The sequence below is a fragment of the Anoxybacillus dikiliensis genome (assembly GCF_050613275.1).
Lineage (GTDB): Bacteria > Bacillota > Bacilli > Bacillales > Anoxybacillaceae > Anoxybacillus.
Map to the genome: position 1 here is coordinate 438,915 of NZ_CP187112.1, position 20,290 is coordinate 459,204.

24 protein-coding genes and 1 pseudogene are annotated in these 20,290 nt (G+C 40.6%); 18 read left to right on the plus strand and 7 right to left on the minus strand.

Going from position 1 to position 20,290, the window contains the following annotated elements; translation table 11 throughout:
• Positions 1–11: 11 nt before the first annotated feature.
• From ACPF7I_RS02415 to ACPF7I_RS02460, 10 genes and pseudogenes are all read left to right on the plus strand, one after another.
• Positions 12–158, plus strand: a pseudogene (locus ACPF7I_RS02415) (sporulation protein YhbH); the annotation flags it as partial.
• 143 nt (positions 159–301) lie between these two features.
• Entirely contained in the window at positions 302–601 is a 300-nt protein-coding gene (locus ACPF7I_RS02420; protein WP_430745062.1) for a rhodanese-like domain-containing protein, read from the plus strand.
• Between the two features lie 11 nt (positions 602–612).
• Entirely contained in the window at positions 613–1,188 is a 576-nt protein-coding gene (locus tag ACPF7I_RS02425) for a sulfurtransferase TusA family protein (protein ID WP_430745060.1), read from the plus strand.
• Positions 1,185–1,580, plus strand: a complete 396-nt coding sequence (locus tag ACPF7I_RS02430; protein WP_009362055.1) for a DsrE/DsrF/DrsH-like family protein — start codon at positions 1,185–1,187, stop codon at positions 1,578–1,580. The genes ACPF7I_RS02425 and ACPF7I_RS02430 overlap by 4 nt, the downstream gene beginning before the upstream one ends.
• Before the next feature lie 11 nt (positions 1,581–1,591).
• Positions 1,592–1,819: a sulfurtransferase TusA family protein gene (locus ACPF7I_RS02435; RefSeq protein WP_009362054.1), complete on the plus strand. Its 228-nt coding sequence runs from the start codon at positions 1,592–1,594 to the stop codon at positions 1,817–1,819.
• Between the two features lie 48 nt (positions 1,820–1,867).
• Entirely contained in the window at positions 1,868–2,644 is a 777-nt protein-coding gene (locus ACPF7I_RS02440) for a sulfite exporter TauE/SafE family protein (protein ID WP_430745058.1), read from the plus strand.
• A gap of 82 nt (positions 2,645–2,726) precedes the next feature.
• A complete protein-coding gene (locus ACPF7I_RS02445; protein ID WP_430745056.1) occupies positions 2,727–2,960 on the plus strand; it encodes a glutaredoxin family protein in 234 nt (77 codons plus the stop codon).
• A 52-nt stretch (positions 2,961–3,012) separates the two neighbouring features.
• On the plus strand, positions 3,013–4,146 hold the full coding sequence (locus ACPF7I_RS02450) for an MBL fold metallo-hydrolase (protein WP_430745054.1): 1,134 nt from the start codon (positions 3,013–3,015) through the stop codon (positions 4,144–4,146).
• Positions 4,147–4,299: 153 nt separating this feature from the next.
• Positions 4,300–4,986 carry a zinc metallopeptidase gene (locus ACPF7I_RS02455; protein WP_430745052.1) on the plus strand — a complete coding sequence of 229 codons (687 nt, stop codon included), beginning with the start codon at positions 4,300–4,302 and terminating at the stop codon, positions 4,984–4,986.
• 46 nt (positions 4,987–5,032) lie between these two features.
• Positions 5,033–6,370, plus strand: a complete 1,338-nt coding sequence (locus tag ACPF7I_RS02460) for a hemolysin family protein (RefSeq protein WP_430745998.1) — start codon at positions 5,033–5,035, stop codon at positions 6,368–6,370.
• On the opposite strand, the gene ACPF7I_RS02465 is transcribed toward ACPF7I_RS02460, so the two are convergent.
• On the minus strand, positions 6,365–7,276 hold the full coding sequence (locus ACPF7I_RS02465) for an RluA family pseudouridine synthase (RefSeq protein ID WP_430745050.1): 912 nt from the start codon (positions 7,274–7,276) through the stop codon (positions 6,365–6,367). The genes ACPF7I_RS02460 and ACPF7I_RS02465 overlap by 6 nt on opposite strands.
• Before the next feature lie 96 nt (positions 7,277–7,372).
• Between ACPF7I_RS02465 and ACPF7I_RS02470 the strand changes: the two genes are divergently transcribed.
• Entirely contained in the window at positions 7,373–7,771 is a 399-nt protein-coding gene (locus ACPF7I_RS02470; RefSeq protein WP_430745049.1) for a DUF5365 family protein, read from the plus strand.
• Between the two features lie 23 nt (positions 7,772–7,794).
• Here ACPF7I_RS02470 and ACPF7I_RS02475 read toward each other — a convergent pair whose 3' ends face one another.
• Together ACPF7I_RS02475 and ACPF7I_RS02480 are read right to left on the minus strand one after the other, a co-directional pair.
• The gene (locus ACPF7I_RS02475) at positions 7,795–8,259 is read right to left on the minus strand and encodes a thioredoxin family protein (protein WP_430745047.1); all 465 of its coding nucleotides are present in this window, start codon (positions 8,257–8,259) and stop codon (positions 7,795–7,797) included.
• Entirely contained in the window at positions 8,256–8,684 is a 429-nt protein-coding gene (locus ACPF7I_RS02480) for a disulfide oxidoreductase (RefSeq protein ID WP_430745045.1), read from the minus strand. The genes ACPF7I_RS02475 and ACPF7I_RS02480 overlap by 4 nt, the downstream gene beginning before the upstream one ends.
• A gap of 156 nt (positions 8,685–8,840) precedes the next feature.
• Between ACPF7I_RS02480 and ACPF7I_RS02485 the strand changes: the two genes are divergently transcribed.
• Positions 8,841–9,242: a CBS domain-containing protein gene (locus ACPF7I_RS02485; protein WP_084220274.1), complete on the plus strand. Its 402-nt coding sequence runs from the start codon at positions 8,841–8,843 to the stop codon at positions 9,240–9,242.
• A gap of 110 nt (positions 9,243–9,352) precedes the next feature.
• Positions 9,353–11,092: a phospho-sugar mutase gene (locus ACPF7I_RS02490; protein WP_430745044.1), complete on the plus strand. Its 1,740-nt coding sequence runs from the start codon at positions 9,353–9,355 to the stop codon at positions 11,090–11,092.
• A 76-nt stretch (positions 11,093–11,168) separates the two neighbouring features.
• Here ACPF7I_RS02490 and ACPF7I_RS02495 read toward each other — a convergent pair whose 3' ends face one another.
• A complete protein-coding gene (locus tag ACPF7I_RS02495; protein WP_004892205.1) occupies positions 11,169–11,420 on the minus strand; it encodes a YhdB family protein in 252 nt (83 codons plus the stop codon).
• 100 nt (positions 11,421–11,520) lie between these two features.
• Between ACPF7I_RS02495 and ACPF7I_RS02500 the strand changes: the two genes are divergently transcribed.
• On the plus strand, positions 11,521–11,979 hold the full coding sequence (locus tag ACPF7I_RS02500; RefSeq protein ID WP_430745042.1) for a methylated-DNA--[protein]-cysteine S-methyltransferase: 459 nt from the start codon (positions 11,521–11,523) through the stop codon (positions 11,977–11,979).
• A gap of 4 nt (positions 11,980–11,983) precedes the next feature.
• On the opposite strand, the gene hflC is transcribed toward ACPF7I_RS02500, so the two are convergent.
• The 3 genes from hflC to ACPF7I_RS02515 all read right to left on the minus strand — a co-directional run bounded on the left by hflC (position 11,984) and on the right by ACPF7I_RS02515 (position 15,386).
• Positions 11,984–12,916: a protease modulator HflC gene (hflC, locus tag ACPF7I_RS02505; protein WP_430745040.1), complete on the minus strand. Its 933-nt coding sequence runs from the start codon at positions 12,914–12,916 to the stop codon at positions 11,984–11,986.
• On the minus strand, positions 12,913–13,878 hold the full coding sequence (gene hflK, locus ACPF7I_RS02510; RefSeq protein ID WP_430745039.1) for an FtsH protease activity modulator HflK: 966 nt from the start codon (positions 13,876–13,878) through the stop codon (positions 12,913–12,915). The genes hflC and hflK overlap by 4 nt, the downstream gene beginning before the upstream one ends.
• A gap of 89 nt (positions 13,879–13,967) precedes the next feature.
• Positions 13,968–15,386: a SpoVR family protein gene (locus tag ACPF7I_RS02515; protein WP_430745037.1), complete on the minus strand. Its 1,419-nt coding sequence runs from the start codon at positions 15,384–15,386 to the stop codon at positions 13,968–13,970.
• 136 nt (positions 15,387–15,522) lie between these two features.
• On the opposite strand from ACPF7I_RS02515, the gene ACPF7I_RS02520 reads away from it, so the two are divergent.
• The 4 genes from ACPF7I_RS02520 to ACPF7I_RS02535 all read left to right on the plus strand — a co-directional run bounded on the left by ACPF7I_RS02520 (position 15,523) and on the right by ACPF7I_RS02535 (position 20,075).
• Positions 15,523–15,966 (plus strand): MarR family winged helix-turn-helix transcriptional regulator, encoded by a 444-nt coding sequence (locus ACPF7I_RS02520; RefSeq protein ID WP_430745035.1) that lies wholly within the window; start codon positions 15,523–15,525, stop codon positions 15,964–15,966.
• A 5-nt stretch (positions 15,967–15,971) separates the two neighbouring features.
• A complete protein-coding gene (locus ACPF7I_RS02525; protein ID WP_430745034.1) occupies positions 15,972–17,597 on the plus strand; it encodes an MDR family MFS transporter in 1,626 nt (541 codons plus the stop codon).
• A 178-nt stretch (positions 17,598–17,775) separates the two neighbouring features.
• Complete coding sequence (locus ACPF7I_RS02530) at positions 17,776–19,440, plus strand: glycoside hydrolase family 13 protein (RefSeq protein WP_430745032.1); 1,665 nt, start codon at positions 17,776–17,778, stop codon at positions 19,438–19,440.
• A 128-nt stretch (positions 19,441–19,568) separates the two neighbouring features.
• Positions 19,569–20,075 carry a PepSY domain-containing protein gene (locus ACPF7I_RS02535; RefSeq protein ID WP_430745031.1) on the plus strand — a complete coding sequence of 169 codons (507 nt, stop codon included), beginning with the start codon at positions 19,569–19,571 and terminating at the stop codon, positions 20,073–20,075.
• Positions 20,076–20,290 lie beyond the last annotated feature (215 nt).

Below are 20,290 nucleotides of genomic sequence, written 5' to 3' on the forward strand. Positions count from 1 at the left end.
TGTAGTTGTATCAGTACAATCGTCATTCTACGCTCATGTCGGCTTACAAACATATTAAAGATGAAAAATTTCGCTATTACATTTTAAAACAAAAATCAGATGTGTTGCAGGCGATGAGAAGCTTTTTCCGAAAAGAAGAACAGAAAACGCTTGTTTAAATTCCTTGTGTGATACAAGGTTTTTTTTGCGAAAAAACAGTTGACAAACGGGTGGGGGTTTTGTAATATACTCATAGAGGTAATGGTAATAACTTATTTTTTGTGATGAAATATACCCTTATGAGTATAGAGAGGTGAGGAAAATGAAACATATATCCCCACAAGAACTAGAGCAACAATTGAAAGAGGGGCGTGCACTGAGCATTATTGACGTGCGCGAATATGAAGAGGTGGTGCATGGGAAAATTCCAGGCGCACGCCACATTCCGCTCGGCCAATTGCTTGAGCGAATGAATGAAATTGATAAAAATGAAGAGCATATTCTCGTTTGTCGCTCAGGAAATCGAAGTGGTATGGCTTGTCAATTGTTAGAAAGCTACGGATACCAAGTCGTGAATATGACGGGCGGTATGCTTGAGTGGACAGGTGAGATCGAACGATAGGAGGGAATCGAATGAATGTAGATCTTGTCGTTGATGCGCGTGGGCTATCTTGTCCAATGCCAATCGTTCGCACGAAAAAAGCAATGGAACAGCTACAACCTGGCCAAGTGCTGGAAGTGCAAGCAACGGACAAAGGATCGCTTGCTGATATTCAAGGCTGGGCAAAAAACACAGGGCATCAATATATCGGCACGATTGAAGAAGGAGATGTACTCAAACATTACCTTCGCAAAGCGAATCCGACAGAAAGCAAAGAGGAAACGAAATATCCTCACGTTGTCGCGTTAGACGAATTGCAAAAGAAAGTAGAAAACAATGAACAAGTATTTATTTTAGACGTACGCGAAGAAGCGGAGTATGTGTTTGGACATATTCCAGGAGCGTATCATATTCCGCTCGGACAGTTGTCCGAACGAATGAATGAATTAAATAAAGATGAGACGATTTACGTCATTTGCCGAACAGGCAATCGTAGCGATCTCGCTGCGCAACAATTAGCCGAAAAAGGATTTGCACATGTATTTAATGTCATTCCAGGCATGACAGAATGGAAAGGAACAATGATTAAGGGAGGAAATGAACAATGAACAAACGTGTAGCAATTATTGCAGCAAATGGTGGATTATTCGATGCGTACAAAGTATTTAACATTGCGACAGCAGCGGCAGCAACAGAAGCAGAAGTAGCGATTTTCTTCACATTCGAAGGATTAAATTTAATTCATAAAGAAGCGTATAAGCAATTGCCACTTCCAGAAGGAAAAGAACAAATTCAACAAGGATTTGCTCAAGCGAACGTTCCATCGATCCCTGAACTTGTAAGCATGGCTCAAGAAATGGGTGTGAAATTTATTGCTTGTCAAATGACAATGGATGTCATGGGATTAACAAAAGAACATTTTGTAGATGGCATCGATGTTGGTGGAGCTGTCACATTCCTCGATTTTGCGAAAGATGCTGACATTACGTTAACGTTCTAAGGAGGAAAAGCATGAAAGCAGATCTTGTTGTTGATGCAAAAGGGTTGGCGTGTCCAATGCCAATCGTTCGTACAAAAAAAGGAATGGATACACTACAATCAGGTCAAGTATTAGAAATTCATGTGACGGATAAAGGAGCTAAAAACGATTTGTCCGCATGGGCAAAATCAGCGGGGCATGAAATGATTGACATGGCTGAAGAAGGCGATGTATTAAAATTTTGGATTCGTAAGGCGTGATAAGCATCGGGCGTATGTCCCGATGCTTCATATAAGGAGTGAACTAGCATGGACATCGGTTTTATTGTGACGATTTTTCTCATTGGATTTATCGGTTCGTTTATTTCGGGAATGGTTGGAATTGGCGGATCGATCATTAAGTATCCGATGTTGCTCTACATTCCACCGTTGCTTGGCTACGCTGCATTTAGCGCCCATGAAGTATCCGGAATTAGCGCCATTCAAGTATTGTTTGCTACCATTGGGGGTGTTTGGGCGTACCGGAAAGGTGGATATTTAAATAAAACGTTAATTATTTACATGGGAACGAGCATTTTACTCGGTAGTTTCATCGGTGGTTATGGTTCAAAATTAATGAGTGAAGGCGGCATTAATATCGTTTATGCAGTGTTGGCAACGATTGCGGCCGTTTTGATGTTCGTTCCGAAAAAAGAAATTGATAACATTCCACTCGATCAAGTGACATTTAATAAGTGGCTCGCTGCCGCATTAGCATTTATTGTCGGAGTGAGCGCTGGAATTGTTGGAGCCGCTGGTGCATTTATTCTTGTACCAATTATGCTCGTCGTACTAAAAATTCCAACGCGTATGACGATTGCTACATCACTAGCTATTACGTTTATTTCATCAATTGGGGCAACCGTAGGAAAACTGACGACTGGTCAATTTGATTTTTGGACTGCGTTTATTATGGTCGTTGCAAGTTTAATTGCTTCTCCGATCGGAGCAAACGTTGGTAAAAAGGTCAATACAAAACTATTGCAGTTTATTTTAGCTGCACTCATTGTAGCAACAGCTATTAAAATTTGGTTGGACATTTTGTAAAAGATGTTGAAAAATTCATCCTTTATGTTATAATACTTATAGGGGTATATAAAATACCGGAACATAAAGGAGGAATGGTAATATGAAACAAGTAACGGTATATACAACAACGACATGTCCGTATTGTACATTGCTAAAAAACTTTTTAGCTGAAAGAGGTATTCCATTTAAAGAAGTAAACTTACATCATCACCCTGAAGCTGTTGATTACGTTGTTCGCTCGACTGGACAAATGGGCGTGCCACAAACAGAAATTAATGGACGTTGGGTCGTTGGGTTTGATCCGCAACGAATTATGCAATTGTTACAACAATAATTTTTTTATCTATATAAATACCCTATAAGGTATATGGAGAGGTGGATATGAAATGACAGTACATGCGTTAACAGCACAACAAATCAATGAGATGATTGTTAATAAAGAACCATTTTTCTTATTCGATGTTCGTAATGAATCAGATTTTGCAGATTGGAAAATTGAAGGGGAGCACATTGAATATTTAAACATTCCTTATTTTGAATTAATTGATGGCGTTGAGCCTGTGTTAGAACGTTTACCGAAAGATAAAAAAATCGTCGTCGTTTGCGCAAAAGAAGGATCTTCTATGATGGTCGCTGATATGCTTGCTGAAAAAGGTTTCGAAGTATTTTATTTAAAAGGCGGCATGAAAGCATGGAGTGAATATTTATATCCAGTTGTTGTATACGAAGATGAAAATATGAAAGTATATCAATTTATTCGTGTCGGTAAAGGTTGCCTTTCTTACATGGTCGTATCTGGAAAAGAAGCGCTCATCGTTGATCCATCTCGATTTATTGATGTATATAAAGAAGTGGCGCAAAAAGAAAACGTAACGATTACACATATCGTCGATTCCCATTTACATGCCGATCACATTTCTGGCGGATATGAATTAGCAAAACAAACAGGAGCGAAATATTATTTAATGAAGAGTGAAGGTGCGATATTTGAGTTTGAGCCGCTAGAAAATCATGATCGCATCGAATTTGAAAAAGTAAGCTTAGAAGTATTAGCAATTAAAACGCCAGGTCATACCCCAGGTAGTGTATCATTTTTCGTAAACAATAAATTGTTATTCTCTGGCGATACGATTTTCGTAAGCGGTCTTGGTCGACCAGATCTTGGTGGAAAAGCACGCGAGTGGGCGAAAGATTTATACGACACAGTATATAACAAAGTAGCACAAATTGCAGATGATGTTATTGTCCTTCCTGCACACTATGCAAACTTTGATCAAGAAGTGAATGAGCAAGGATATATCGGGAATACGTTAGGAAACATTCGCCAAATGAACGAAATTATGCAAGGCAAAACGGAAGAGGAGTTCGTTGAACATGTGGCGCAATCCGCTTCTTCTGAAACACCACCGAACTTTGAAGACATTATTGCCATCAATCGTGGTGTGAAAGATGCAACGCCAGAACAACAACAAGAACTTGAAATCGGTCCGAACCGTTGCGCTGTTCACCATACACACTAAAAAGAATTTCATCTAGCCTCGCTATTTGCGAGGTTTTTTTTCGATTTTGTGAAACTTTTTGGACACAATAGTCGTATATAACGTATGTAGGGGTACTCTCTTTCATTTTCGGCTATTTTTCATTAAAATATAAAATAACGGAGGGATGATATTATGTTTTTTCACCCAATGGATTTCCTCATTTTAATCGCCTTCGGGGTATCAATTTGGGCGCAATTTAAAGTGAAAGGAAACTTTAGTAAGTGGTCAGATGTACCTGCTTCATCTGGTTTAACGGGGGCAGAGGTGGCGCGTCTCATTTTAGATCGCAATGGACTATACGATGTGCCAGTGGAACTTGTTCCAGGTACGTTGACAGACCATTACGATCCAATTGCTCGCGCTGTTCGTTTATCAGAGCCGGTTTACTATGGTCGCTCGATTGCAGCGGTATCGGTAGCTGCCCATGAAGTGGGACATGCGGTGCAACATCAACAAGCATATGGTGCGCTCGTTTTGCGCCATCGTATGTTCCCGTTAGTGAATTTTACGTCTGGAATTGCTCCTTTCCTTCTTTTAGGTGGGTTTTTATTGCAACAGTTTTCGTTAATTGGTTTAGGGATTATTTTATTCTCGTTTGCCGTAGCGTTTCAAGTTATTACGTTGCCAGTTGAGTTTAATGCAAGTTCACGTGCAAAAGATTTTATGATCGCAGAGGGCATTATTCGCAACGAAGAAGAACGCGGGGTAAATAAAGTATTAAATGCCGCGGCATTAACGTATGTTGCAGCAGCGCTTATTTCAGTGTTAGAATTGATTAAGTATGTACTTATTTTTGTGCAAGGAAATAATGAAGATTAATAAATAGGAGGTGGCATCCGCACGCATGTATGCGTGCGGACGTTCGTTGGACATATTTAGTTTATGGATGATTGTTTTTCTTATTGCGCTTACCGGTTTTTTCGTCGCTTCAGAATTTGCGATTGTAAAAGTGCGCCCATCGCGCATTGATCAATTGATTGAGGAAGGGAACAAAAAAGCGGTGGCAGCAAAGCATGTCATCACCCATTTAGATGAGTATTTATCTGCAAATCAACTTGGAATTACGATGACCTCGCTCGGTCTTGGTTGGCTCGGAGAACCGACGGTAGAACGAGCGCTTCGTCCGCTTTTTGACGAGTTTCACGTATCGCCATCATTTGCCCATGGTGCTTCTTTTCTTGTCGCATTTGCGACGATTACGTTTATTCATGTCGTTGTTGGTGAATTAGCACCGAAGACGATCGCGATTCAAAAGGCTGAAACGATTACGTTATGGACGGCACGCCCACTCATGTTGTTTTATCGCGTCATGTATCCGTTTATTTGGTTGTTAAATGGGTCCGCGCGTTTCGTCGTTCGTTTATTTGGTTTTCAGCTATCTAATGAACAAGAATTGGCTCACTCCGAAGAAGAGTTGCGTCTTCTTTTATCGGCCAGTTATAAAAACGGAGAAATTAATCATACGGAATATAAGTATGTGAATAACATTTTCCGTTTTGACGATCGTATCGCAAAAGAAATTATGGTTCCGCGCAAAGAAATTGTTGCGTTAGATGTCAATGATTCGATGCAACATGTATTGCAAACAATCCGTGAAGAAAAATATACACGTTACCCTGTTATTGATGGCGATAAAGATCATATTCTCGGATTAATAAATGTCAAAGAGTTGTTTACGGATCTTGTTGTAAACTGTCAGGAGCGAAGGGAACTGCGTGAATATATACGCCCGATTATTCAAGTCATTGAAACGATCCCTATCCAAGATTTACTTGTGAAAATGCAAAAAGAGCGCATTCATATGGCCATTTTAGTTGATGAATATGGCGGAACATCTGGTTTAGTGACAGTCGAAGATATTTTAGAGGAAATTGTTGGAGAGATTCGAGATGAATTTGATACAGATGAAACTCCGCTTATTCAAGTTATTGATGAAAACCGAACGATCGTAGATGGAAAAGTGCTTATTAGTGAAATTAATGATTTATTCGGCTTAGAAATTGATGATACGGACGTTGATACAATTGGTGGATGGATGTTAACAGAACGTTACAACATTCGTCCAGGAGAGCAAATTGAGTTCGGTGACTACGTCTTTAAAGTCGTGCAATTGGATGGGCACCACGTAAAAAAAATTGAAGTGACACGTCGCCCTCGAGCAGTAGATGTAGTGACGGACATGAACGAAGAGGCTGCGTTATAGGAACGCGCCTCTTTTTATATGGCCGAAAATCGTTTCATCAGGTAGGGCAGAACAGGTGATCAGCTCGTTTGTAAACGGATGTGGGAACGAAAGGGAGATGGCGTGTAACGCTTGGCGATCGATCCACGGTTTTCCCCCATATAACGTATCCCCAACTAATGGATGTCCGATATAGCTCATATGGACGCGAATTTGATGCGTTTTTCCTGTATCAAGCGTCAAGCGAACGAGCGACACATTTTTTTGTTTGTCGTATTGGAGACGTTCATAGTGCGTGATCGCCGTATCTCCTGTTTTCGATACGCGACGTCTCGTTGGATGATGACGATCGCGACCGATTGGAGCGTCAATCGTTCCTTTTTTTTGTTTCACATATCCATGAACAAGCGCAACGTATGTGCGATGAATTGTTCGTTCCGCTAAATATTTATCGAGTACAGCGCCAGCAAGCGCATGTTTAGCAAATAAAATGACGCCGCTCGTATCGCGATCAAGGCGATGAATATGCCGAACTTTACTATAAATTCCTTCACATTGAAAGTGAAATGCGACCGCATTTGCTAACGTATTTGTTTGATTTGATTGCGTCGGATGGACGTCTATATGTGCCGGTTTGTTAATGACAAGTACATGGTCGTCTTCAAATACAATATGAAGCGGAAAATATGTTGGGATCGGTTCAATCGTTTCGTCTTTTATATGTACCCCAATATAATCGTTTGATGAAATGATTGTGTGTAAAGGAACGGTTTTCTTATTTACTGTCACTCCTTTTGTCATTCGCCATTCATGCAACATTTTTTTAGGGACGAACCATTTTGTTTGGAATGCTTGTTCAAGCGATAGGCCAGTCCATGATTTTGGAGCTTCAAACATCAGCCAATTTCCTTTTTTTTGTACATTCATTCGGCTCACTCTTTCTATACAATAAATTACCAACACAAAAAAGGAGGTTGGTATGTTACAATTTCGTTATAGATTAGGAAACGAAATGGAAAAAAGGTGAGGTCATTGAAAACCGTCTATGTTGCTACGGAAGAGCAAAAACAATATATTCATTCGCTTATTGAACAGTTTTATACATGTATCTTTCCAAAATATTTTACAGATGATGAAATTGAAACATTTCAATCGCTCGGCATATTACAGTTTCAATCTTCCACATACGATGGAACGTTAAAAGAGGCGTTTGAGATTATTTCTGCATTACAATCGTTACAAGCGATTATTGAATTCGCTTCGTTCCATCGCGTTTCTTACTACAATCATTTGTTCCAACGCAATGTGGAGCAATTAGCGCGACACGGAATAAGCTTCCCGCTTACACCTGAACATTTTTTACATGAAAAAGATCATTACTTGAGCATATATATGAAACCTGCTCATTCTTGGGTGATGTAAAAAAGCCTTCACAACGAAGGCTTTTATTTTGTTTGTTCAAACCATTTTCGAAATACGTCTTCTTCATAATATCCTTCAATACGTGCGACTTCTTTCCCATTTTTAAATCGGACAATTGTTGGTGTCGCTTCAATGTCGTATTCATCCCATCCTTCTTCAAATTCAAGGAGGTTAAATTGCTTTAAGTCGATGCCCATTTCTTTCGCTAACGGCACAACGATTGGCGTTGTTTTTTTACAAAATTCACACGTTGAGCTGTAAAAGTAAACGGTTATTGTTTCTTTATTGTTTAATGCTTCTCTTAATTCGTCAGGCAAAATAATGTTTTGGTAATTCGGATCGTCAAGAAGGTCGATCGTGGCCGGATGCAGCTCTTCTTTGCCAAACGGATTTCCTTCCGCTTTTTGTTTTTGCGTATACGATGTAATCCAAGCGAGTGCGCCGAATAAAACGATAATGATACCACCGAAAATAAGCAATTTTTTCATCGAATATTCCCTTCTTTCTCCATTTTTATAAGACGATAGCTGATGATGCTAATGAAAATAAAAGCAACAAGCGCTAAAAAGGGAATCGTAATAAAACCGAGCCAGTTAATATACTGTCCTGTACATGGGACAATGCCGCATGATGGAGCAGTATTTCGGAAAAATGTCACTTTTTGAATGAGATAATGATAAGAAGAAATCGTGCCACCGATAACAGATAACATAAGCGTATAACGGGCGATCGCAAACTCTTTGCGCACAAAAGCCATGCCAAGCAAAAATACTTGTGGATACATAAAAATGCGTTGATACCAACAAAGTTCACATGGGATGAATTTTAGTATTTCGGAAAAATAAAGGCTGCCAAGTGTAGCGATGAGTGCAACGATCCAGGCGGCTAACAAATGATTTTCTCTCTGCGCCATGATTTCACCTTCTTATTTTTACTCTTTGTTCATTATAGTACATGGAAAGAAATGATGTAAATTGCGACGATATTTTACTTACATAATGAACAAGTGAACGTGCACAATAAAAAGCGAAAGGGGAGGATCATATTGAATCATACCGTTGAATCGATTATGACGCGCCAAGTGGCAACGGTCACACCAGATCAATCTGTTCAAGAGGCAGCACAATTAATGAATGAACATAATGTTGGCGCTATTCCTGTTGTTGAAAATGGAAAAGTGAAAGGGATCATTACTGACCGTGACATCACCCTTCGTACGACGGCGCAAGGATTAACCCCTTCGACACCTGTTTCGCAAGTAATGACAAGTGATGTCGTCACAGGTGCGCCAAACATGAGCGTTGATGAAGCGGCAAAAGTGATGGCGAAAAATCAAATTCGCCGCTTACCAATTGTACAAAATAATGCACTTTGTGGCATTGTTGCTTTAGGTGATATCGCCACAAACCAAGCATACGATGAAGCGGCAGAACAAGCATTATCCGAGATTTCTGAACCTTCATATCATTAAACGAGAAAAGGAGCTTCTTTCCGCAAGAAGCTCCTTTTTATCCATGAAAAAGGAATTTGAACAAAAGTAGGAGAATAAGTTACAATGAGCAATGATATGGAGGGATAAACATGACTTGGAAAGTGGTATACGAGCGTTGGAAGCGAGCACAATTAGACGAAGAATTACGCGCGCATTTGGAACAACTAGAAACGGATGAAAAACTATTGGAGGACTGCTTTTATAAAACGTTAGAGTTCGGCACAGGGGGAATGCGCGGGGAAATTGGACCGGGAACGAATCGAATGAACATATATACGGTGCGCAAAGCATCGGCGGGATTAGCGCGATACATCGAGTCGTTTGGGGAGGAAGCAAAAAAACGTGGAGTGGTCATCGCATACGATTCGCGCCATAAATCGCAACAGTTTGCGATGGAAGCCGCCAAAACGCTCGCGACTTATGGCATTCGAACGTACGTGTTTGATGAGCTTCGCCCGACACCTGAACTTTCGTTTGCGGTGCGGCATTTACACGCTTTTGCCGGCATTGTCATTACCGCAAGCCATAATCCACCGGAGTATAACGGGTACAAAGTATACGGGGAAGACGGGGCACAGTTGCCGCCACATATTGCAGATGTAGTCATTGCATATGTCAATGCGATTGAAAATGAATGGGAGCTTGCGGTTGAAGAAGAAGACGTATTGAAAGAAAAAGGACTCATTCAAATCATCGGAGCGGAGATTGATGAGGCATACATACAAAAATTAAAGACGATTTCTCTTTCCCCACAACTCGCTCATGAAGTTGATGTAAAAGTTGTATTTACACCGCTTCATGGCACGGCAAATAAGCTCGTTCAACGTGGATTGAAGGAATTTGGTTATAAAAACGTGTTTGTAGTAAAAGAACAAGAGCAACCTGATCCGAACTTTTCAACGGTGAAGTCCCCGAACCCAGAAGAACATGCTGCGTTTGAATTGGCGATTCAGCTCGGAAAACAAGTGGATGCGGACGTGTTAATTGCTACAGATCCCGATGCCGATCGTTTAGGCATTGCGGTAAAAAATGAACAAGGGGAATACATTGTTTTAACGGGCAATCAAACAGGCGGTTTATTGCTTCATTACATTCTTTCGCAAAAGAAAGAAAAAGGGATATTACCGCCAAACGGAATAGTATTTAAAACGATCGTAACGTCTGAATTTGGTCGTGCAATCGCTCAGTCATTCGATATGGAAACGATGGATACGCTGACGGGGTTTAAGTTTATTGGTGAAAAAATTAAACAATATGAACAAACAGGCGAGTATGTGTTTCAATTTGGTTACGAAGAAAGTTATGGCTATTTAATCGGCGACTTTGCCCGAGATAAAGATGCGATTCAAGCCGCTGTTTTAGCTGTTGAAGTGTGCGCGTTTTATAAAAAACGAGGATTGTCTTTATACGAAGCGCTTATGCAACTATTTGAGCAATACGGATATTATCAAGAAGGATTGCGTTCACTTACATTAAAAGGAAAAGAAGGGGCAGAGCGAATCGAAGCGTTATTAGCGACGTTCCGTCATGAACCGCCAACCGTTGTCGGAAAGCAACGAGTCGTTATTCGTGAAGACTATAAAGCGAGCGAACGAGTGTATGTGGATATAGAAAAAAAAGAAACGATTCATTTGCCAAAGTCGAACGTATTAAAATATGTACTTGAAGATGGATCTTGGTTTTGCGCACGTCCATCTGGCACAGAGCCGAAAATGAAATTTTATTTTGGGGTGAAAGGGCGAACGTTGACGGAAGCAAAACGAAAACTAGAGCAATTAGAAACAGCGGTCATGGAGCGGGTATATATGTTCACAGCTGATAAGGCGTAATGCCTTATCAGTTGTTTTTTAAATGAGGAACAAGTGTATCTGGTCGTATAAAAGAGCGAAAGGAGTTCCTTCCGCTTTAATAATCATATTGCATCGTCAGTGTTGGCTCTTGTTCATACACGTCCAACGCGTGATCGATGTAACGTAACAATGCGTTCAACCGCTTTTGGACGACGGTGTAATCTTTTTCGAAATTATATGCATGAAGAAACTGTTCAATTTTTTTTGAAAGTAAATCGTCTTTTGTGCGTACCATAAGAATGAGTAAATGATCCCATTCGGATCGGTACGTATAATAAAGAGCTTTATCGTAATCAGCTGTATGCAACGCAAACCCTCCTTATTGTGAGGAGCTATATGTAGTTTATGAAAAAATGGGCGTTTTTTTCGCTGTAAATGTTGTGCGATTTGGTAGAGGAGAGTTGGTCATGAAGAAGCACGTAGCGTATTATGAATCGCCAATTGGTTGGTTACAAATAACGGGAACGAATGAAGGCATTGAACGCGTGGATGTGGTAGAACGGTGTGGCGAGCAGAAGGAAAATGTACCAACTTGTTTCATGCGTTGTATCGAAGAACTTGAGCAATACTTTCAGAAAAAGCGAACATCTTTTTCCATTCCGCTTCGGCTCATTGGTACTCCATTCCAAATGCGTGTATGGGAAGCATTACAGACGATTCCTTACGGACAAACGGTTTCATATGCCGATATTGCCAAACAAATTGGAAACCCGAAAGCGGTACGAGCCGTTGGCAATGCTGTCGGCAGCAATCCAATCACCATCGTTCTTCCTTGCCATCGCGTCGTGCGTACCGGCGGTCAACTTGGTGGATATGCGTGGGGAATAGAAAGAAAAAAATGGTTGCTTGAGTATGAAACGCGCTGAATGATCAGCGCGTTTGTCCTAACAACCATTTGGCGTACGGTGAATTGGCTGGTAAAATGACGACCGTATCTTCGCCGATGGTCGTTTTATATGACTCAAGCGTACGGTAAAACGAATAAAATTCAGGATCTTTTGCAAATGTTTCGTTATAAATGCGGGCTGCTTCTTGTTCGCCTGAGGCACGAATGCGTTCCGCATCGGCTTGCGCTTTGGCGAGCATTTCTTTCACTTCCCGGTCTGTTTGTGCGATAATGCGCTGTTTTTGCGCATCTCCCATCGACAAATATTCTTGCGCTTTTGATTCGCGTTCGGAAATCATTCGTTTATAAACAGACTGTTCGTTTTCTTCCGGTAAGTCGATGCGCTTCATTCGTACATCAACGACGCGAATGCCGTAACGGTCTTGTTGTAACAGCTCGTTTACTTTCGCCGTTACTTCATCGTTTAAACTGCCGCGCGATGACTTTTCATCGTTAATAATTTCATCGTAATTTAACCGTCCAAGCTCCGTGCGGACAATGGAGAAAATAAATTCATCCATTTTTGATTCGGCATTTTCTAATGTGCGAGCATTTTGAATCATTTCTTTCGGATTTGTAATTTCCCAAATGGCGTAATGGTTGACGAGAATTCGCTTTTTATCTTTTGTATTAATTTCCGCTTCGGCTACGTCGTAAAAAATTTGCGCTTTCGGTAGCGATGTGACGGTTTGAATGAACGGAATTTTGAACCGTAAACCTGGTGTTTGATCGATGCGAACAATTTCACCAAATTGGCGGACAACTTTATACTCGTTTTCGTGAACGATATATACGTTTGTTAAGGCGATAACAAGTAAAACAAGTCCAATGCTGCCACCGATAATGAAACGAAACCATTTCGTTGGAAGTTTATCTTTAAAGTGAATGATGTTTTGATCGTCTTGGAAGTTTGTCATTCGTTACCACTTCCTTTCTCTGTCTTTTTCTCTGTCGTTTGTTTTTCGATCGGTTGAATTGGTAAATATTTTAGTGTATTCCCATCGTCATTCATAATGTAAATGCGCGTGTATGGCAACACTTGTTCAAGCGTTTCGATCATTAGCCGTTGTTTTGTAATGTCTTTTGCGTTTTTGTATTCTTCATATAAGGCGTTAAATTTTGCGACATCTCCATATGCTTTTTCAATGCGTGCTACTTTATCAGCTTCCGCCTGGGAAATCAATGCGTCTTTTTCCCCTTCGGCTTCTTTCGTTCGTTTATTTCGGTATTTGTTCGCTTCGTTAATTTTCGTGTTCATCGTTTCGCGTGCATCTGTAACGTTTGTAAATGCTTTGCGCACTTCGTCATTTGGCAAATCAACATCTTGTAACTTCACAGCTAAAATAGAAATGCCGATATCATATTTTTTCATTAATGCGGTGAGCGACTCGCGCACATCTGCCTCGATTTTTGCTTTGCCGGACGTCAAGGCATCATCAATTTTTGAACTGCCGATGACGCTGCGCAAAGAAGCAGACGTTGCATTGTACAAAATTTGCTCTGGCTCGTATGAACGGTAAAGAAATTTTGCAGGGTCAGTAATTTTCCATTGCACGACCATATCGGCAAGTACAATATTTTCATCACCTGTAATCATTTTTGTATCGCCTTGATTTGAGGCGACGACTTTTCCGTTTTCTTCTTTGTATCCGAATTGTAAACTAAACGTTTCACGTGATAGTTTTTCTACTTTTTGAATAGGCCAAGGAAGTTTAAAATGTAGACCGGGTGTACTCACTTCTTCATCAATTTTACCGAATGTTAAAATAATCGCTTGTTCCGACTCATCAACGGTGTACCATGACGTCAAGGCAATGACGAGAAGAAAAATGCCTAAAATAGTACCGATGATGATGCCAGCAAGAGAACGTTTCTCCATATAAACCCACCTTTCTTGTTATTTATATGTATGTACGGAAAAAAAGAGAAAAAAGTTTCAATAAAAAAGCTACTGATGTGCTCAGTAGCTCATATATATTTTCGTTGTACGTTTCTTCCGTCGTACGTGAATAGCGTTGGCTTGTTTTCGATGATTGTTTCCATATGAACGGCGCGCCCCCAAAGCTGATAAATGTATGGAAGCACTTTTTCTAAATATTTGACGTCAAGTTCAATTCCTTCGTACCAATGTTTTAAATACAGCTCCCCGTTGCGCATGTAGTCGCCATCGTTGACTGTAATGTAAGGGAAGCCGCCGTTTACGCGCATATTTACAAGTTGATCGCGTACATGTTCCCAATGTTTATCAACAATTTTGTAGTCTTTTCCTTGTTTTTGGAATAAATACATATCTTCGCGCATGACGAGTTCTTTTGTTAAATAGTTGCGTAAAAACGAAATGTCCGATTCTAGCTCGCGCACTTCAAATATTTTTGCACGTCCTGAACCGGGTTTGACGCCAAGCTTTTTCATGTCTTCGGTCGGATTGTCCCACCGTTTTTCGATATCTTCAAAAATTTTCAGTCCTAAATAGTACGGATTAACGCCTGTACGTGAAGGTTGCACAACGCCTGCATTTAATTTTGCAAATTCAATTGCTTCATCGCTCGTTAAATCCATTTCGCGTAAAATACGTTGATGCCAGTACGTCGCCCAGCCTTCGTTCATAATTTTCGTTTCGAGCTGTGGCCAAAAATAAAGCATTTCTTCTCGCATCATCGTTAAAATGTCGCGCTGCCACTCGTCAAGTTCACGACTATATTCTTCAATAAATAGCAGTAAATCCTTTTCTGGATGTGGTGGAAACTTTTTTCGTTTTTTTCGAACGGGCTGTGTTTTTTTCTTTTCATCAAGCGACCATAAATCATCATACGGGGATGGTTTTCGCGTTTCGTTTTCCTCTTCGTACACTTCCGTATCGGCTAACGTCCATGAAAGCTTCGGGCGCAGGAGTGACGGATCAATATGCTCTTGAATAGCTAATACGGCGTCTAAAAACTTTTCGACTTCTTGTTTCCCGTATTCGTGCTCGTAATGCTTTATTCGTTCGGCTGTTGCTGCCATGCTTTCGACCATGTCTCGTTTTGTGTTGCTAAAGCGAACGTTGTTTTTAAAAAAGTCGCTATGAGCAAGTACGTGTGCGACAATTAATTTATTTTGAATAAGCGTATTTGTATTTAACAAAAATGCGTAGCACGGATCGGAGTTAATGACAAGTTCGTAAATTTTACTTAATCCGAGATCGTAATGGAGCTTCATTTTATGAAATTGTTTGCCGAAGCTCCAATGGGAAAAACGTGTCGGCATCCCGTATGCCCCAAATGTGTAAATAATATCAGCTGGACAAATTTCATAGCGCATTTCATAAAAATCGAGTCCAAACCCTTCAGCAATTTCCGTAATTTCCGCAATCGCTTTTTCTAATGCTTTTTTTTCATCTCGTTTCATCGCATTCCCTCCTTATGACAATGTATGAACGAGCACGTTATTTGATACGTCAGGAATGATTCATTGACTTTATATTTTCTTTCGTATATATTTAAATGTGTTAAATATTTATATCGTTAAAAAAGGTGGGGTGTGTATGGAGCAGACGTCGTTTACTGCACTTGTTGAGAGATTAGAACATGCGTTTTCGTTAGCCGTTCGCAAACTGGCAGCCGATTTAGCGAAAGAAGAAATTGGCTTAACGAAACCGCAGTTTTTTATTTTAAATTTGCTGTCAAAGCGTGAAAAGTGTACAGTGAGCGAATTGGCGGATGAAATGTTTGTAAAGCCGAGCGCGATCACAACGATGATCGATCGCTTATATAAAAGCGGGTTTGTCTTGCGAGAGCGAGATGAAGAAGATCGCCGCGTTGTGTATGTACAGTTGTCTGAAAAGGGGAGAGAAATACTTGAACATGCGCGGGCGGAACGAAGAAAAATTATTGAACGTTATTTAAAACAATTGCAACCCGATGAGCTTGAACAATTTGTCTGTACGATCGAAAAAATTGTTGCGACAAATGAAAAAGAGGAGAAGTGATACACATGAAAGAACAGGCCGCGATACAAGCGGGCATGGCAGATATACAACAAAAGCGTGGCATTTTAATTACAGGACTACTTGTTGCGATGTTGTTTGGGGCGCTCGATGGGACGATTGTCGGAACAGCGTTGCCGCGCATCGTTGGGGAACTTGGTGGACTAAGTATGATGGCATGGTTAACAACGGCGTACATGCTCACATCAACAACGATTGTTCCAATTGCCGGGAAACTTGCTGATTTGTTTGGAAGAAAGTCGATTTATGTTACAGGATTAGTCATTTTTATTATTGGTTCAGCGCTATGTGGCATGGCAAATACGATGACGCAGCTTATTATTTTCCGCGCCATTCAAGGAATTGGCGGTGGCATTATGATGCCGATGGCGATGATTGTCATTGGTGATTTGTTTACGGGAGCAGAGCGTGCGAAATGGCAAGGTGTATTTGGCGGCGTATTCGGATTAGCGTCTATTCTTGGTCCACAAGTGGGTGGATGGATTGTTGATTCGTTAAATTGGCGTTGGGTGTTTTATATTAACCTTCCCGTCGGCATATTAGCTATTGTTCTCATTTCCCTTGGTTTGCATAATCATCGTATGGCTGAACGTGTAAAACTTGATTTGGGCGGCATGTTTACGATGGTTGTGGCCGTTGTTTCGTTGCTGTTAGCGTTAACGTTTGGCGGCGACAAATACGATTGGCTATCATGGCAAATCATTTCTTTACTAGCTAGCTCGGTCATTTTTTTCAGTTTATTTGTATTTGTTGAGCGTAAAGCCGAGGAGCCAATTATGCCGATTCATTTATTAAAAAATAAGACGTTTGTTGTGCTCAATAGTGTCGGCTTTTTTATGTCTGTCGGAATGTTTGGAGCCATTATGTTTGTGCCGCTCTTTATGCAAGGCATTATTGGCATGAGCCCATCTGAATCAGGAACGATGATGTTTCCGATGATGTTTGCGCTCATTATTGCAAGCATGATCGGTGGACGGCTTGTGCAAAAAATTGGCGTCCGTCCGCAAGTCATTGTTGGAATGGTGCTTGTGGCACTCGGATTTTTCTTGTTATCAACAATGGATGTTCACACGAATAAATGGACAGCGATGTCGTTTATGGCGACGCTCGGTTTCGGATTAGGATTTGTCAACCCAGTCATTACCCTTGCATTGCAAGAAGTATTTCCAAAATCGCAGCTTGGCATCGTGACATCATCGAGCCAGTTTTTTCGTCAAATCGGAGGAACGTTTGGAGCGACGTTGCTAGGAGCGATTATGAACCATCGTTCGAAAGATTTATTAGAAGCGAAGTTTCTTCCGTTGTTAGAACAGTTACCAGCACAGGCGCATGCGCTAATGGATTCATTTAAACAGCTCGTTGAATCGAATCCGCAAAGCGTGTATTCGGTCATTTTAAATCCAGAGACGTTAAAAAAAATTCCTGAGCAAATGCAACAAATGTTTGTCCCTGTATTGAAACAGACGCTTGTTGATGCGTTAAGCGATGTGTTTTTATACGGGTTAATTTTTGTTGGCATTGGTTTTATTTTTGCGATGTTTATCGGTCGCATTACGATTTCAAATCGGACGAATAAAATGAATGAAATGGAAGAAATTATAAGTATACCGTAGGCAACGATAATCAATCGTTGTCTATTTTTGTTCGTATTTAAACCGTTTGCACAACAAAAACGAAATTTTTTATGAAAAAGTGCAACTTCCTCTTTAAACGAAGCCGTTTGTATATTAACATGAAAGAGTGAAGATCATTGAAAGCGATTTATTTTGATTGGATTGAGGAGGATTTTACGTGAAAAGAGCTTGGTGGAAAGAAGCGGTTGCATATCAAATATATCCGAGAAGCTTTATGGATTCGAACGGAGACGGCATCGGTGATTTGCAAGGAATTATTCAAAAGCTTGACTATTTAAAAGATCTTGGAATCGATGTCATATGGATTTGTCCAATTTATAAATCGCCAAACGCTGACAACGGCTATGACATTAGCGACTATCAAGACATTATGGAGCAGTTTGGCACAATGGAAGATTTTGATCAGTTGCTTGAAGAAATTCATAAGCGCGATATGAAAGTCATTTTAGATCTCGTCATTAACCATACGAGCGATGAACATCCGTGGTTTATTGAATCGCGTTCATCGCGAGATAATCCAAAACGCGATTGGTACATTTGGCGCGATGGAAAAAACGGAAAAGAGCCAAACAACTGGGAAAGCATTTTCGGTGGTTCAGCTTGGGAATACGATGAAGCAACAGACCAATATTATTTGCACGTTTTTGCGACGAAACAGCCCGATTTAAACTGGGAAAATGAAGATGTTCGTCGCGCGTTATACGATATGATCAACTGGTGGCTTGATAAAGGAATTGACGGCTTCCGTGTTGATGCGATTTCACACATTAAGAAAAAAGAAGGGCTTCCCGACTTACCGAACCCAAAAGGTCTTGATTACGTTCCTTCGTTTGATGGACATATGAATCAAGAAGGAATTATGGAGTATCTTCGTGAGCTTAAAGCGCAAACGTTTGCGCGTTATGACATTATGACAGTCGGGGAAGCGAACGGTGTGACAGTGGAAGAAGCGGAAGATTGGGTCGGTGAAGAAAACGGCATTTTCAATATGATTTTTCAGTTTGAGCATCTTGGACTTTGGCAAAAAGGAACAGATGGCGGGGTCGATGTTCGGAAATTGAAACGCGTATTAACGAAATGGCAAAAAGGATTAGAAGGCGTTGGGTGGAATGCGCTATTTCTTGAAAACCACGACCAACCGCGTTCGGTGTCAACGTGGGGAAATGATGAACAATATCTTGTCGAAAGTGCAAAAGCGCTAGGAGCATTATATTTTCTTATGCAAGGAACGCCGTTTATTTATCAAGGGCAAGAAATTGGCATGACGAACGTACAGTTTGAAACGATTGATGAATATGATGATGTTGCTATTAAAAATTACTATCGCATTGAGCGGGCTAAAGGGCGTTCACATGAAGAAGTGATGCAATGGATTTGGAAAAACGGCCGCGACAACTCGCGCACACCGATGCAATGGTCCGACGAAAAAAATGCCGGCTTTACGACGGGGACGCCTTGGATTGGGGTTAATGAAAACTATAAGCAAATTAACGTCAAAAAGCAGCTAAACGACCCGAACTCTGTTTTAAACTTTTACAAGCGCATGATTCAACTTCGCAAACAACATGACGTATTCGTTTACGGAACATATGATTTAATATTAGAAAACCATAAAGCAATTTATGCGTACACGCGCACGTTAGGCGATGAAAAAGCGGTCGTCATCGTGAACTTAACGGACCGAAAAACGATGTATCGCTACGACTCGTTAAAATTAAATAGCGAGCAACTCTTGTTAACAAACTACGACGTGAAACCGCATAAGCATGCGACGCGCTTTACATTGCGTCCATATGAAGCACGGGTATATGTGATGAAATAACGAAATCCCCTTTTCCGATATGGAAAAGGGGATTTTCACGTTTATTTCACAATCATTTCATACTTTTCACATCTCTTTTTTGTACATTCATGACAGTCGCATATTTTTTAAAAGTTGGAGGGATATTTGTGAAAAAAACGCGCAACTTGCATTTATGGATTGGACTCATTTGTTCTGTATTTTTACTTTTGGAAGCGGTCACAGGCTTATTGTTAACAGAGCGGTGGTTAATGGGAATGGGTGGTCATTCTCACGGCAGCCATGAGCATGCGCACGGCGATGGACATGCGAAGTTAAATATGATTGATGCGGTGAGAAAAGCGAGTGAGTCTGGTGCATTTTCAATGGACGAAGTTGGTGTCGTGATGAATCACGGGATGTATATGGTACGGTTGAATGATAAAGATGGGACGCTAGTGACGATTGCGCCAGACGGTACAGTTGTAAAAAAAGAAGTGAATAAATTCGCCTCGTTTGTACGTGCGATTCATGTTGGGAAACTTGGGGTTTGGAACCGTCTCATGATCGATGCGGCTGCGATCGCGATAATTATTTTAACAGGAACAGGAATTTATTTATCTGTGAAAATTTTGCGAGCGCAGGCAAAAGCGAAACAGCGAAAATCCGTGGCATAAACGAAAAGCACTTCGCATCAATGGTTGGTGTGAAGTGCTCTTTAACTAATTCGTTTCGTTGGTGTTTGTTGAATTTTCCCTGTTCCGTTGCAAAACGAGCATGTTTTATAAAGAGATAAACAAACTTTTATTTTCTTTTTTCCAAAACATTTTGGACAAATGGTTTTTAGTGCCAACATCATCACCTCCACAAAAGTAAGCGCTTTCAATTATAG

Coding starts and splice junctions, on each gene's coding strand:
- ACPF7I_RS02465 (WP_430745050.1), bottom strand. CDS start 7,276: ATGAATGTACAAAAAAAAGGAAATTGGCTGATGTTTGAAGCTCCAAAA.
- ACPF7I_RS02440 (WP_430745058.1), top strand. CDS start 1,868: ATGGACATCGGTTTTATTGTGACGATTTTTCTCATTGGATTTATCGGT.
- ACPF7I_RS02485 (WP_084220274.1), top strand. CDS start 8,841: ATGACGCGCCAAGTGGCAACGGTCACACCAGATCAATCTGTTCAAGAG.
- hflC (WP_430745040.1), bottom strand. CDS start 12,916: ATGACAAACTTCCAAGACGATCAAAACATCATTCACTTTAAAGATAAA.
- ACPF7I_RS02450 (WP_430745054.1), top strand. CDS start 3,013: ATGACAGTACATGCGTTAACAGCACAACAAATCAATGAGATGATTGTT.
- ACPF7I_RS02475 (WP_430745047.1), bottom strand. CDS start 8,259: ATGAAAAAATTGCTTATTTTCGGTGGTATCATTATCGTTTTATTCGGC.
- ACPF7I_RS02525 (WP_430745034.1), top strand. CDS start 15,972: ATGAAAGAACAGGCCGCGATACAAGCGGGCATGGCAGATATACAACAA.
- ACPF7I_RS02430 (WP_009362055.1), top strand. CDS start 1,185: ATGAACAAACGTGTAGCAATTATTGCAGCAAATGGTGGATTATTCGAT.
- ACPF7I_RS02420 (WP_430745062.1), top strand. CDS start 302: ATGAAACATATATCCCCACAAGAACTAGAGCAACAATTGAAAGAGGGG.
- ACPF7I_RS02435 (WP_009362054.1), top strand. CDS start 1,592: ATGAAAGCAGATCTTGTTGTTGATGCAAAAGGGTTGGCGTGTCCAATG.
- ACPF7I_RS02445 (WP_430745056.1), top strand. CDS start 2,727: ATGAAACAAGTAACGGTATATACAACAACGACATGTCCGTATTGTACA.
- ACPF7I_RS02455 (WP_430745052.1), top strand. CDS start 4,300: ATGTTTTTTCACCCAATGGATTTCCTCATTTTAATCGCCTTCGGGGTA.
- ACPF7I_RS02480 (WP_430745045.1), bottom strand. CDS start 8,684: ATGGCGCAGAGAGAAAATCATTTGTTAGCCGCCTGGATCGTTGCACTC.
- ACPF7I_RS02520 (WP_430745035.1), top strand. CDS start 15,523: ATGGAGCAGACGTCGTTTACTGCACTTGTTGAGAGATTAGAACATGCG.
- ACPF7I_RS02500 (WP_430745042.1), top strand. CDS start 11,521: ATGAAGAAGCACGTAGCGTATTATGAATCGCCAATTGGTTGGTTACAA.
- ACPF7I_RS02425 (WP_430745060.1), top strand. CDS start 613: ATGAATGTAGATCTTGTCGTTGATGCGCGTGGGCTATCTTGTCCAATG.
- ACPF7I_RS02490 (WP_430745044.1), top strand. CDS start 9,353: ATGACTTGGAAAGTGGTATACGAGCGTTGGAAGCGAGCACAATTAGAC.
- hflK (WP_430745039.1), bottom strand. CDS start 13,878: ATGGAGAAACGTTCTCTTGCTGGCATCATCATCGGTACTATTTTAGGC.
- ACPF7I_RS02515 (WP_430745037.1), bottom strand. CDS start 15,386: ATGAAACGAGATGAAAAAAAAGCATTAGAAAAAGCGATTGCGGAAATT.